Annotated in this window: 14 protein-coding genes; 1 reads left to right on the top strand and 13 read right to left on the bottom strand. The window is 60.4% G+C overall.

All coding sequences use genetic code 11. The features are described 5' to 3' along the window. Positions 1 to 97: 97 nt before the first annotated feature. The 10 genes from hemN to ccoN are packed head-to-tail and all read right to left on the bottom strand — an operon-like array spanning position 98 to position 9,464. Positions 98 to 1,447 carry an oxygen-independent coproporphyrinogen III oxidase gene (gene hemN, locus IP81_RS11030; protein WP_054108050.1) on the bottom strand — a complete coding sequence of 450 codons (1,350 nt, stop codon included), beginning with the start codon at positions 1,445 to 1,447 and terminating at the stop codon, positions 98 to 100. Then, positions 1,437 to 1,721 (bottom strand): hypothetical protein, encoded by a 285-nt coding sequence (locus IP81_RS11025; protein ID WP_054108049.1) that lies wholly within the window; start codon positions 1,719 to 1,721, stop codon positions 1,437 to 1,439. Before IP81_RS11025 ends, hemN begins: the two co-directional genes overlap by 11 nt. Beyond that, a complete protein-coding gene (gene ccoS / locus IP81_RS11020) occupies positions 1,718 to 1,867 on the bottom strand; it encodes a cbb3-type cytochrome oxidase assembly protein CcoS (protein ID WP_054108048.1) in 150 nt (49 codons plus the stop codon). The genes IP81_RS11025 and ccoS overlap by 4 nt, the downstream gene beginning before the upstream one ends. Beyond that, positions 1,864 to 3,987 (bottom strand): heavy metal translocating P-type ATPase, encoded by a 2,124-nt coding sequence (locus tag IP81_RS11015; protein ID WP_054108047.1) that lies wholly within the window; start codon positions 3,985 to 3,987, stop codon positions 1,864 to 1,866. Before IP81_RS11015 ends, ccoS begins: the two co-directional genes overlap by 4 nt. Beyond that, positions 3,984 to 4,466 (bottom strand): FixH family protein, encoded by a 483-nt coding sequence (locus IP81_RS11010; protein WP_054108046.1) that lies wholly within the window; start codon positions 4,464 to 4,466, stop codon positions 3,984 to 3,986. The genes IP81_RS11015 and IP81_RS11010 overlap by 4 nt, the downstream gene beginning before the upstream one ends. Continuing rightward, entirely contained in the window at positions 4,463 to 5,944 is a 1,482-nt protein-coding gene (gene ccoG, locus IP81_RS11005) for a cytochrome c oxidase accessory protein CcoG (protein WP_054108124.1), read from the bottom strand. The genes IP81_RS11010 and ccoG overlap by 4 nt, the downstream gene beginning before the upstream one ends. A gap of 22 nt (positions 5,945 to 5,966) precedes the next feature. Further along, positions 5,967 to 6,884, bottom strand: coding sequence for a cytochrome-c oxidase, cbb3-type subunit III (ccoP, locus tag IP81_RS11000; protein ID WP_082356107.1), 918 nt, complete (start codon positions 6,882 to 6,884; stop codon positions 5,967 to 5,969). Continuing rightward, positions 6,877 to 7,047 carry a cbb3-type cytochrome c oxidase subunit 3 gene (locus IP81_RS10995; protein ID WP_054108044.1) on the bottom strand — a complete coding sequence of 57 codons (171 nt, stop codon included), beginning with the start codon at positions 7,045 to 7,047 and terminating at the stop codon, positions 6,877 to 6,879. Before IP81_RS10995 ends, ccoP begins: the two co-directional genes overlap by 8 nt. Further along, entirely contained in the window at positions 7,044 to 7,793 is a 750-nt protein-coding gene (ccoO, locus tag IP81_RS10990) for a cytochrome-c oxidase, cbb3-type subunit II (RefSeq protein WP_054108043.1), read from the bottom strand. The genes IP81_RS10995 and ccoO overlap by 4 nt, the downstream gene beginning before the upstream one ends. A gap of 24 nt (positions 7,794 to 7,817) precedes the next feature. Further along, complete coding sequence (ccoN, locus tag IP81_RS10985; protein WP_054108042.1) at positions 7,818 to 9,464, bottom strand: cytochrome-c oxidase, cbb3-type subunit I; 1,647 nt, start codon at positions 9,462 to 9,464, stop codon at positions 7,818 to 7,820. A gap of 235 nt (positions 9,465 to 9,699) precedes the next feature. Between ccoN and IP81_RS10980 the strand changes: the two genes are divergently transcribed. Then, entirely contained in the window at positions 9,700 to 10,386 is a 687-nt protein-coding gene (locus tag IP81_RS10980; protein ID WP_054108041.1) for an OmpW family protein, read from the top strand. A 144-nt stretch (positions 10,387 to 10,530) separates the two neighbouring features. Here the strand turns inward: IP81_RS10980 and IP81_RS10975 are convergent, their stop codons facing one another. From IP81_RS10975 to IP81_RS10965, 3 genes are all read right to left on the bottom strand, one after another. After that, on the bottom strand, positions 10,531 to 11,226 hold the full coding sequence (locus IP81_RS10975; RefSeq protein WP_054108040.1) for a Crp/Fnr family transcriptional regulator: 696 nt from the start codon (positions 11,224 to 11,226) through the stop codon (positions 10,531 to 10,533). A gap of 278 nt (positions 11,227 to 11,504) precedes the next feature. Further along, positions 11,505 to 11,993, bottom strand: coding sequence for a flavin reductase family protein (locus IP81_RS10970; protein WP_054108039.1), 489 nt, complete (start codon positions 11,991 to 11,993; stop codon positions 11,505 to 11,507). Positions 11,994 to 12,045: 52 nt separating this feature from the next. Then, entirely contained in the window at positions 12,046 to 12,957 is a 912-nt protein-coding gene (locus IP81_RS10965) for a CmcJ/NvfI family oxidoreductase (protein WP_054108038.1), read from the bottom strand. Positions 12,958 to 12,997 lie beyond the last annotated feature (40 nt).

The following is a 12,997-nucleotide window of genomic DNA, read 5'->3' as shown; positions in this document are numbered from 1 at the left end:
GCTGCTGTTCTGCGCACATTCCTATTGGAATGTCGGCTTAACGCGAGTGGGACCGATTGTGCACCTGCTTAAGGCTAAGTGCATAGCTATTCTTGCGTCAAATAGCAGAGCTGAACTGCTTTTCCCCGCCGCGATAGGCATCAAACACTGCTGCAACCGAACGGGCATAAGGCGCACTGCCCGCCAGCAGTTCAAGGTTATTGCCATCAAGCCGGGCAAGGCCGCGCTTGATGAAGGGCTCCAGCCGGTCACGGTTGATGGCCAGCAGATCGCCATCGATGGTGGCTTTGCCACGGCACAGCAGATCGGTGATTATCGCTCCGCGCCGCCGGTCATCGGCATTGCGCATCACGCCCTTGCGACCGGTCAACTGGTCTGCCCCCACCAGCATGCGATAACGCCCGGCGTTCTTTTCGTTCTGCACGAAGACTTCGGGAAATTCGCTGATCGATGATGCGCCAAGCCCGATCAGGACGGGAGACTGGTCTTCGGTGAAGCCCTGGAAATTGCGGCGCAATGTGCCGGTTCTGGCCGCGATGGCCAGATCATCACCCGGCAGCGCGAAGTGATCAAAGCCGACCGCATCATAGCCTGCAGCGGTCAACCGCGCGTGGCCTTGCGCCGCCATGCGGAAGCGCGCGCGCTGATCGGGCAATTCGCTGGCATCAATGCGCTGCTGGCGCGGGATCATGTGCGGCACGTGGGCATAGCCGAACAGGGCGATGCGGTCTGCGCCCATCGCGATGGACTGGTCCAGCGTTTCAGCCAGCACGGCATCGTTCTGGAACGGCAGGCCATACATCAGATCGAAGTTAATCGAATCCACGCCCGCCTTGCGCAAGCCTTCGGTCGCGCGTTCGATATGTTCGCGCGGTTGCACGCGCCCGATGGCGGCCTGTATCGTGGGGTCGAGCGTTTGGACGCCGAGGCTTGCCTTGATCACGCCGATCCCGCGGATGGCCATGAACCAGTCAGCCGCAAGGCTGCGCGGATCGAGTTCGATAGAGATGACAGGGCTTGAAAGGCGGAAGTTCAGGGTGAGTTTGTCAACCAGCCGCACAAAGTCGGTCGGCTTGATCGCATTGGGACTGCCACCGCCAAAGGCGATGCGCGCGATGCGGACCGATGGAGGCAAATTGCGCGCAACCAGTTCGATTTCGTGGTGCAGCGCTTCAAGATAGGCGGCGAGGCGCTGGGTCTTGTTGGCGGCCCCTGTATTGCACCCGCAGTACCAGCAGATTTCCTGACAATACGGGATGTGCAGATAGAGCGAGACGGTTCCGCTTAACCCCTGCAATGCGGCGCGCTGGCGCTCTTCAAAGCTTGCGTCAACGAACTCTGCGGCGGTGGGATAGCTGGTGTAGCGTGGCACCGGAGTTTCGAGCAGTTCGGGGTAATACGTCCAGTCCGCAAAGGTTTCGGTCTGATCCTTACTATCAGGCGACATCGTTATCGCCCCGTTCCCCGCTGTTCTCATCTTCGTCTTCCCTCTCGCTATCATCGCAACAGCTATCGGCGGCAAAACGCTTGCGCATTGAGATATGACAAATTTTGCAGCAGGGCTGATTATTGTTCCCGTCGTTCTTTCCAGGGATGCGGATCGGCACCATGCCGCCAGTTCCGCCGCATGATGGCACCATTACAAACGAGACTTGCGCGGGCGCGGGACTGGCTATCTGGATCACTGCCAGCGGGGCGAGGAGTTTGAGCAGGCGGCTCATGGCTCGTCATCCTCTTCAATCAGGATCCGTGCCGCTGCCCCGTCCAGATCGCCGAATTGTCCGCGCTTCAATGCCCAGAAGAACGCGGCAAGGCCAAACAGGCCCATGCCCAAGGCGATGGGCAGCATGATCGCAATGCCGTTCATCGGGCTTCTCCTGTCAGCCGCAGCGAATTGGCGACGACGATCAGCGAACTGGTCGACATGGCAATGGCAGCCACCAGCGGCGTGACGTAACCGGCGATGGCCAGCGGCACCGCCAGGGCATTATAACCGATGGCGAGCACGAAGTTCTGCCGCACCACGCGCATCGTGGCGCGCGATACGCGGATGGCGCGCGGGATCGCCAGCAGCGATTCTGAGGTGAACACCATGTCTGCCGCCTGACGTCCAACATCGCTGGCCGTGCCCGGTGCGATGGAGGCGTGTGCTGCGGCGAGCGCGGGGCCATCGTTGAGGCCATCGCCTGCCATCATCACCTTGCGCCCGGCGTTCTGCAGGCGCTCTATCGCCTCCTGTTTTTCGGCAGGAGAAGCGGCGGCTTGCGCCGTCAGGCCAGTGATGCGCGCAATTGTGCCCACGGCAGAGACGGAATCGCCTGACAGGATCGAGGTTTCCACATCCATGGCGGCCAATTGTGCCAGAGCGGCTTGCGCATCGGGGCGCAAGCGATCCGCAAAAGCGATGACGCGAACCGGCCCGCCTTCAATGCGCAGCGCGGTGGCCATGCCTTGCGCGGAAGCGGGGCGGCCAAGCGCAACGGCAATGCCGTTCCAGCGCGCGCTGACGCCCTGCCCTGCTTCTTCGCGCACATCTTCAAGATCAGCCGCGCGCACGCCCATCGCGCCAAGTGCCTGCGCCAGCCCTTGCGACAGGGGATGGCGACTGTGGCTGGCCAGCGCGAGCGCGACCGAGGCTTCGGCACAGGACAATGCGCCCAGCGTGACTTCATCGGGAACGGGACGGCCTATGGTCAGCGTGCCGGTCTTGTCGAGCAGCAAGCGGTCTATTTCGGCCATGCGTTCCAGCGCGGAACCGTCTTTGACCAATATGCCGCGCTTCATCAGCGCACTGGCAGCCACGACTTGCGCCACCGGCACGGCAAGGCCGAGCGCGCAAGGGCAGGTGATGATCAGCACGGCGATGGCGATGACGAGCGCGTGGTAGACCCCTGCCCCGGCCAGCATCCATCCGGCAAAAGTCACCGCTGCCAGAGTATGCACCGCAGGCGCATAGAGCCTTGAAGCGCGATCCGCGATCCGCACATATTTCGAGCGCGATTGCCCGGCCACTTCCATCAGGCGGGCGATTTCCGACAGCGCGGTGTCCTGGCCCGTGGCGGTGACGCGCACATCGACCGGCACATCGGCGTTGAGCGTGCCGGCATGGACCAGCGTTCCGGGGCCTGCCTGCACTGGCTCGCTCTCGCCCGTCAGCAGCGATTGATCGAAGCGGGTGGTGCCGCGCAGAACTTCGCCGTCTGCCGCCAGCCGTTCGCCTGCAGCTACGCGCATCAGCATGCCGGGGCGAAGCGATTTGGCATCGAGCCAGCGTGTTGCCCCATCGGCCTCGATCACCATCGCGCCAGTTGCTGCCTGCCGCAACAGCGCATCGACGCCTGAACGCGCGCGATCACGCATCATCGCATCCAGCACGCGGCCAGCCAGCAGGAACAGCAGCAGCATCAGCACGCCATCGAACCATGCCTCGGCCCCGCCCGTCAGCGTTTCATAGAATGACAGGCCGGTGGCGATGGTGACGCCGATAGAGATCGGCACGTCCATGTTGGTCTTGCCATGGCGCAGCACTTTCAGCGCCGAGGTGAAGAACGGGCGTCCGGCATAGACAATGGCGGGAACGCCGATCAGCGCCGAAACCCAGTGGAACAGCGACCGCATCGTGCCATCCGCGCCCGACCAGACGCTGACTGACATCAGCATCACGTTCATGCAGGCAAAAGCCGCCACGCCCAGCGGGGCAAGCAGGGGCTTTACCGCCGAAACACTCTCAGCCTCGGGCTCGCGCACTTGCGCTTCAAAGCCGGTGGCGGCGAGCGCGGCGACGAGAGCGGGCATTTCCACTTGGGCGTCGTGAATCACCTCAACGCTGCGCGCGGTCAGGTTGGTGCGGGCGGAATGAACGCCCTCGACTTTGCCGAACGCGCGCTCGACTTTGCCCATGCATCCGGCGCAGTGCATGGCTGGAACCGCCAGTATCGTGTGGATCGGCGCTGCCGTTTCGGGCTGTTTGAAGGCGACGACGCTCATTGCACATCCCCCATCATGCGCCATGCCTTGGCCTGCGCTTCAACCGTGATGCGCAAACGCCAACGGCCTGCTTCCAAAGGTGCGGCATATGTGCCGGGCACGGTTTCATGCAGCACCAATGCCTTGGCCGGACGCTGGCCCAGCGGGTGTTCAGCCACGGCAGTGACGTTTGCGCCGGTGATTGTTTGCCCGGTGTTGTCGACCAGGCGGAGAGACGCACGACCATCGCCATCGCGCGTGACAACGCCCTTCCAGCCAAGCGCCTGTTCGGCACTAGCCTCTTTCAACCAGCCGTTGAATTGCTGGCTGGCGACATAGGAGTTCTCGACCACCACACCACCGAAAGTGGACGTCGCAAAGCGCGCCATGAGCACGTTAACGCCGACGACGACAGCAAAGAAGCTGACGAGAATGACTGCCATGTGCCAGCCGGTGAAGGCTTTAACTGTCGCGGTGGAGATGCGGCGTTGCGGGATCATTGGCCGTTTCCTTGTGCAGTGGTGAAGGTGGTTTCGCTGGTGTCATGGCCGCCTTCCTTGTCGGTGGCGGCAAGGAGGAATGCGAATTCGGTGGGCGCGCTGCCACGAGGGTTGAGGGCATAAACACGCACCGGCTTGGTAGTGTCCGAAGGCACTTCAACGGTCAGTTCTCGGCGTGCAGCAGCGACATCCATCTCGTCGGTATAAATCGCCCCGTTGTGCAGTCCGCGAAGGACAATGCGATAGGTGCGCGGGCGCGATTCCATGTTACGCAGCTTCAGCGTGTAGGCATTGCGGACCGAGCCATCGGACAGCGTAACGTATTCCGGGTTGCGATCCTTGGCGACCGAGATGCCCATGCGTTCGCGTTGCCCCAGGGCGAACAAGAGCGCGAGGCCGATGGCGGACCACACGCCGAGATAAACCAAAGTGCGCGGGCGGAAGATTGTCTTGAGAATGGGTACGGATTCTTCACCGCGCTGCTCGCGTGTCGCATCATCCAGCGTGCAGTAATCGATCAGCCCGCGCGGACGGCCAACATCGGCCATCGCTTTATCGCAAGCGTCAATGCACAACGCGCAAGTGATGCAGCCAATCTGCGGGCCTTCGCGAATGTCGATGCCGGTGGGGCACACCGCCACGCATTGCAGGCAATCGATGCAATCGCCCAAGGGTGTCGCTGCCTTCAAGGCCGTTTTGACCGAACCGCGCGGCTCTCCGCGCCAATACTTGTAGGTGACGAGCAGCGACTTTTCATCGAGCATCGCGGTCTGGATGCGCGGCCATGGGCACATGTAGATGCACACTTGTTCGCGCAGGAAACCGCCCAGCACGAACGTGGTCATGGTCAGCACAAAGGTGGTGGCATAGGCGACGGGAGCGGCAGTGCCGGTCCAGAATTCATATTGCAGTGTGGGCGCATCGGCGAAGTAGAAAATCCACGCGCCGCCCGTGGCAAAGCTGATGCCGAGGTAAATGCCCCACTTGAGCGAGCGCCGCGCAATCTTTGCCGGTCCCCAAGGGGCCTTTTGCAAACGCAATTGGGCGTTGCGATCCCCATCTATCAGGCGGTCAACGTGCTGGAACAGATCGGTCCAGACCGTTTGCGGGCAGGCATAGCCGCACCATGCGCGCCCGACCACGCTGGTGACGAGGAACAGGCCGATCCCCGCCATGATCAGCAGGCCTGCTATAAAGTAGAACTCGTGCGGCCAGATTTCGATGTTGAACATGAAGAACCGGCGGTGCGCCAGATCAATCAGCACCGCTTGATCGGGGGCATAAGGCCCGCGATCCCAGCGGATCCAGGGAGTGCCCCAGTAGATTGTCAGGCACACGGCCATGACCAGCCACTTGAAGCGCCGAAAAGCCCCGTCGATGGCCTTGGGGAAAACGGCTTTACGCTTTTCGTACATGCTGGTTTCGTGGCCGATTTCGTTTGCGTGGTCCGCGCTGAGTTTGGGATCGTGCGCGTTCATGGCTATATGTCCTGTCTTGGGCTTATTGCGCCGCTGCGACTGGTGGTGCGGCTGGGTCAGGAGCGGGCGCTGCTTCACCGCCGCCGAGCGAATGGACGTAAGTGGCAAGCATCTTGACGGTCACCGGATCAAGCCGGTTGCCCCATGATGGCATCACGCCATAGCGCGCATTGGTCAGCGTCTGCGTCAGCGCTTTGCGATCGCCGCCATAGAGCCAGATCGCGTCGCTAAGCTTCGGTGCGCCAACTGCGCGGCTGCCTTCTCCATTCGCGCCGTGGCATACTGCGCAATTGGCGGTGAAGATTGCCGCGCCGCGCTGTGCCGAAGCGCTTGGCTTTTCGTTGCCGGAGATCACGCGGACAAAGCTGACGGCATCTTGCACTTGTGGGGCGGTGAGGATGCCGTCGCGACCGAAGGCCGGCATCATGCTCATCCGCGTTGCGTCATCACCGGGCTGGCGAATGCCGTTGACCAGCGTCTGGTGGATCGCCGCTGCATCGCCGCCCCACAGCCAGTCATCGTCATTCAGATTGGGATAGCCGACGCTGCCCGCAGCGCCATTGCCGTGGCATTGCACACAATTGACCTTGAACGCTGCGCGTCCACCATCAATCGCAGCGCGACGCAGGCGGGGATCGGTGGCGATCTGTTCAATCGAGGCTTTGCTCAATTCCGACATCATCCCTGCGGTGCGCACGGATTCTGCTTTCATTTCCTTTTGCAAATCGCCCCGGCTGGACCAGCCGAACGTGCCTGCGGTTGCTGTGTCGAGCAGCGGAATGGCCGGATAGGCAATGACATAGCCAATCGCGAACGCGATACAGGCATAGAACGACCACAACCACCAGCGCGGCAGCGGGTTGTTCAGTTCTTCAATGCCATCCCATTCGTGGCCAACGGTTTCGACGCCGGTTGCGTCATCCAAGCGTGGTTTAGACATCGCTCTCATCCTTAAAGATCGAATGGGCGGCATCGCGGTTCATGGGCCGTGCGCCGGGCCGGAAAGGCCATGCGCACAGGCCAAGGAAGATTGCCGTCATCAGCAGCAGACCCCAGCTATCGGCCAGATGCCGCAGCAGGTCGTATGTGGAGTGCGCGCTCATCGGCCCTTCTCCTTGGCGAGCGTTTCTTGCGCGGCAGGCGCATTCACATCGACCAGCGTGCCCAGCATCTGGAGATAGGCGACAAGTGCATCCATCTCGGTCAGGCGCTTTGGATCGCCATCGAAATCGCGGGCCTGCGCTTTGGGGTAGCGCTTCTTGAGGTCGCTGGCGTCGCCATCGGCTTCGGCCTGAACTTTCAGATCGTCGTTGGCCTTGGCGATGTCGTCTGGCGAATAGGGCACGCCCACTTGATAAAGCGTGCGCAATTCCGCCGTCATGTCGCCCGCGTTCAGCTCGTGCTTTGCCAGATGCGCATATGTCGGCATGATCGATTCCGGCACCAGCGTGCGCGGGTCTTTCAGATGCTGGACATGCCATTCATCCGAATAACGGTTGCCGACACGCGCCAGATCAGGCCCGGTGCGCTTTGATCCCCACTGGAACGGATGGTCGTACATTGATTCCGCCGCGAGGCTGTAGTGGCCGTAGCGTTCGACCTCGTCACGGAACGGACGGATCATCTGGCTGTGGCAATTGTAGCAGCCTTCGCGGATATAAATGTCGCGTCCGGCTTGTTCGAGCGGGGTGTAGGGACGCATGCCGTCGACCTTCTCGATCGTGTTATCGATCCAGAACAGCGGCGCGATCTCGACGATGCCGCCCACCGTCACCGCTGCAAAGGCGGCGAGGCCCAGCAGGGTGACATTGCGTTCCAGTTTCTTGTGGCGTTCCACGATTGTGGTCATGGGATTTTCTCCGGAAGCTTTGGCTCAGGCGGCGACAGGCGCAGCGATGATCGGACGATCCTTTGCGGGATCGAAGGCGGCATCGCGCATCGGCGCTTCACCGCGCTGGTGGCCCAGAATGGTGCGCCAGACGTTGACCGTCATCACGACAGCACCAGCAAGGTAAAGCAAACCACCAAAGGCGCGCAGGAAGTACATGGGCTTCAAGGCGAGGACGGTTTCGGCAAAGCTGTTCACCAGATATCCGTCAGCGCCATATTCGCGCCACATCAGGCCTTGCGTGATGCCCGCCACCCACATCGAGGAGGCGTAGAAAACGATGCCCACGGTCGCCAACCAGAAGTGCCAGTTGACCATGCGCAGGCTGTAAAGGCGCGGTTTACCCCACAGGCGCGGCACCATGTAATAGAGGCACGCAAAGGTGATCATGCCGTTCCAGCCCAGAGCGCCTGAATGCACATGGCCGATGGTCCAATCGGTATAGTGCGAGAGGCTGTTGACCGACTTGATCGACATCATCGGCCCTTCGAACGTGCTCATGCCGTAGAACGCCAGCGCCATCACCATCATGCGGATGATCGGATCGGTGCGGACTTTGTCCCATGCGCCGTTCAGCGTCATCAGACCGTTGATCATACCGCCCCAGCTTGGCATCCACAGCATGACCGAGAAGACCATGCCCAGCGTTTGCGCCCAATCGGGCAAGGCGGTGTAGTGAAGGTGATGAGGGCCCGCCCAGATATAGAGGAAGATCAGTGCCCAGAAGTGGATGATCGACAGGCGATAGGAGAAGATCGGACGTTCGGCCTGTTTGGGCACGAAATAGTACATCATCGCCAAGAAACCTGCGGTGAGGAAAAATCCGACCGCGTTATGGCCATACCACCACTGCACCAGCGCGCCTTGCACGCCTGCGAAAACCGGAAAGCTGCGGCTGCCAACGAAGCTGACAGGCCAGTTGAGGTTGTTGACGATGTGCAGCATCGCAACGGTGATGATGAAAGCGAGGTAGAACCAGTTCGCCACATAGATGTGCGGCTCGGTGCGCTTGACGATCGTGCCGACGAAGACCGCAAGATAAGCGACCCACACGATGGTCAGCCAGATATCGACGTACCATTCGGGCTCGGCATATTCCTTGCCCTGTGTGATCCCGAGCAAATAGCCCGTGGCGGCCAGCACGATGAACAGCTGGTAACCCCAGAACACGAAACGGGCGAGGCCGGGGAAGGCCAGCCTCGCCCGGCAAGTGCGCTGCACCACGTAAAACGACGTGGCGATCAGCGCGTTGCCTCCAAATGCAAAGATGACAGCGGATGTGTGCAAAGGGCGCAACCGGCCAAACGCGGTCCATTCAAGACCGAGGTTCAGCACCGGCAAAGCGAGCTGCGATGCTATAATCAGGCCCGCCAGGAACCCGGCCATGCCCCAGAATACCGTGGCGATAACGCCCCAACGGATAACGTCATCATCATAGCGCCCCTGATCGGGTGCGAGGATGGCGCGGTTTATGTCCACCCCGCGCAATGTGACGATGAGGCCGATGATACAGGCAAAGCCCACGATGCCCATATGGATAGCGAAGCCTGTGTCGACTGCAGCAGCGCAGGCGAGGACGGCCATGAGAAGCCCAATGAGCCATAAGCCCGAGCGAGAGAGTGCTGTTTCCATGGAGCCTTCCTTCCATGAGTGATGTTGAGGGCGCGCTACACCCGTCGGAGCGAAGGATTATTGATCGACATCAATTCAAACGAAATCAGTCTCATACCTTGGCCCAAGGCTGAAAATTGACACTTTTGCGTTTCGTCAATGTCGGACGGTTAGCAACGGTCCATCAGCAAGAACGATCCCCGGACAAAGCAACGGTCTACGCGGGGTAGACCAGCCGGGGCACAGGATAAGACCAATGAAAAAGCTGATGACTGCCGCCCTGCCCGCCTTGATTGCTGCTGCCGCTTTGGCTCCGGCTCCGGCTCTCGCTGGTTCGGCAGACGGCAAACTGCAAGTGAAAGTGCTGGGCACCGGCGTACTGCCTGATGGCAAGATTGTTGCGGTGAAAACCGACGTTCTCGGCCTTACGGTCGGCGCGAATACAAAGGCCAACGACAACTATGTGCCGACGGTCGCGGTCGAGTACTTTGTGACGCCGAACATTTCGGCTGAAACGATCTGCTGCTTTACCCAGCACCATATCAGCGGCACCGGCACGCTGGCTGCGGCGACGGAAATCGTCGATCACGTGCTGGTCCTGCCCGCTACGCTAACGCTCAAGTATCACCTGCCGATGGGTGGTGGCCTAAAGCCCTATGTCGGTGCTGGCCCTGCGATGTTCCTCTATTTCGGTGAAAAGCCCGGCTCCAGCATCGTGCCTTTGGGCGTTACCAAAGTGCGCTTTTCCAACGATCTGGGCTTTGCCCTGCAAGCAGGCGTAGATGTTCCGTTGAATGACAAGGGCTTGGGGCTCAGCCTTGATGCCAAAAAGTACTTCATGGATACGACCGCGCATTTCTTTGCGGGCAATGCAGAAGTGCTCACCACAAAGCATTCGCTTGATCCATGGGTCATCAGCGCCGGTTTGGCTTACCGCTTCTGATGTTGTGAATTTCTCCGGGTCCTGCTCTCCCCCACGCCAGCAGGACCCGGGGATAGCGGGCAGGATCGTACCGGGGTTCTGGGATCACCCCTTCACCGCCCTGCCCGCACCTGCTTTGTTATAGCGCGTGCGCCAAAGCCTGACTCAACCCGCCAGAGCGAGCAGCGCGCCGCGATTGACGATTTCGACCTCGCGCCGTGATGGCAGTTCAACCACGCCATCGTTTTTCAGTTTGGTGAACTGGCGGCTGACCGTTTCAATCGTCAACCCCAGCAGATCAGCCACTTGCTGGCGCGAGAAGGGCAGCGAGAAGCGTTTGGCTGGCCCTGTTGCCGCCGTGCACGTGCTGTCAGCCAGCCGTTCCGACATTTCGAGCAGGAACGTGGCGATCTTTTCAGACGCATTCTTGCGGCCCAGCAGCATCATCCACGAACGGGTGCGGTCCAGTTCGGCCAGCGTGCGTTCGAGAAGTTTGTGTTCGAGTTCAGGGTGTTCGCGCGCGAAGCGATCAAAATCATTGCGCGAGAACACGCAAACCCGCGCATCGGTTAAAGCTACAACACTGGCGCTGCTGGTCTGTCCGAAGGGGCGTCCGATGAAATCCGATGGGTAAGCCACGCCAACGATCTGTTCGCGGCCATCTTCTGTGCTGGTGGTCAGCTTCAGGACGCCTTCGATAACATTGGCGACGAGCAGAGAATCATCATCTTCCCATATCAGCGGTTCGCCAGCGGTGACATTGCGGCGACGGCCCATATTGTTAAGCGAAACCAGCTCAGCATCATCAAGGCCGGAGCAGATCGCACGGTTGCGGACAACGCAGGTATCGCATGAACTCATGGCTTTACGGTACCACCGGCTGCCCTGCCCCGCAATTGGCGAAACCGCCAAAACAAGCGCCAATCACCACAAACGGGCCATCGCTTGCCGGTTAAGACAAAAAAATGGGGCGGCCTTTTCGCAAGACCGCCCGAGTCGGGGAGAAATCGGCGCAGCGAAGCGGGGGGTACCAATGAGCAAAAGCTCCACGCTGCGTCGAAGTCCTGTCTATGGCGATTGCGCTACCCCGACGTTGACCGATGTCAAAAATGCAAACAATTTTTAGCGTTGATGCCCCATCAAACGCCTGGGAGATCAGCCACGTCATGGTACTTGCCACGGAAGAACAGCAGCGGCGAGCCATCCTCGCGCCGATCCAGCGCTTCCACCGCGCCGACAACGAGCAAGTGATCGCCGATATCTTCAACCCGCTCAACCGTGCAGTCCATCCACGCGATCGCATTGTCTAACAACGGTTGGCCCGACGGGCTTACCCCATGCGCCAGATCGGCAAACTTATCGTCCGAACGGGCAGCAAAGCGATTGCACAAATTCAATTGATCCGCACCCAGCACGTTTACGCAGAACCGGCCCGCTTCGGCAATCTTTGGCCAAGTGCTCGAACGCTTGTCGGGGAAAAAGCCTACAAGCGGGGGATCGAGCGAGATCGAGGTGAACGATCCTACCACCAAGCCATGCCGCTGCCCGTCGGCATCAATGGCGGTGATAACACAGACGCCGGTTGGCCAGGTGCCAAGGACGTTACGGAAGTGGCGGGGATCGATCATTTTCGCCCCTTGTCTGCAAACCGTGGGAACGTCAACCGTTTGCCCCTTTGGGCTATTCAAAGAAGGCGATGCAACGCACCTCGATGCTCATCCGGGTTTGCGCATAGGGCAAACTCGTATCGTGAAAAGCCGTGTGCGGACAACGCCATGTGACCGAATGATCGCTATCCTGAAACTTGAATAGCAAGACATCATCAGCCGCCATGTTCGAGAAGTACCACCACCGGTGGCGGTCACGATGGCGGAAGATGGTGGCGGCGATCATCTGGTCCTCGCCTTCGACCGGCGCGGTCAGCGCGTCACCTGTCGGAAATTCATCGACAACAAACAGGGTGTTTGACGCTGTTTCCTCGTCCGTCACCGTGCGCCCGTCACACACCGCCAAAGGCCAGTCCTGCGGCCCTTGGGAAAACGTGCGCCACAGCGAAAAGCAGATATAGCGCTTGTACCCCGGCCCATCGGGAAAACGATCCGCATAGACCCGGGCGGCTGAACGACGACCGGTCAATTCATTGTAATCGACATGCGCTTCGCCCGCTGGTGGCTGGATGCCGCCGCTATGGGAATAGCCTTCGACTTTCTCTTTGGCCCGTGCCGAAAGATCGGCAGAAGTGCGGATCATCCAGCCTTGGGCGGCGGCGCGCGTCGCTCCGCAAAGCCTCGCCACCAGTTCCTCCACTTCGCGCATATACAACGCATCAACGGCAGGCTTATCAAGAAAGTCCTGAATCGCCGTGGTGTGTTTGCCCAGCATGAAGCCGTGCGTATCAAGCGCAAAGTGATCGCGGATCGGCATGCCATCGCGCACGACGCAATCATGATCGACGTATTCGCCGGTATTCATCTCGGCACCCTGGCTGACATAGCGGCGCGTTACATAGTCCCCCTCGGCCAGATAGCGGATGCGCGCTGGTGCCTTGCGGGCAGTCTCTTCAATGTCGGGAACACCTGCCTGTTCAGCCACTATAACCTCTCCCGCCTACTTTTGTTTGCTCACCTAACAA

Source organism: Novosphingobium sp. AAP83 (assembly GCF_001295795.1).
Taxonomy (GTDB): domain Bacteria; phylum Pseudomonadota; class Alphaproteobacteria; order Sphingomonadales; family Sphingomonadaceae; genus Novosphingobium.
Note: the sequence above shows the minus strand (reverse complement) of the source record. Positions and strands in the feature narration are given on the sequence as shown.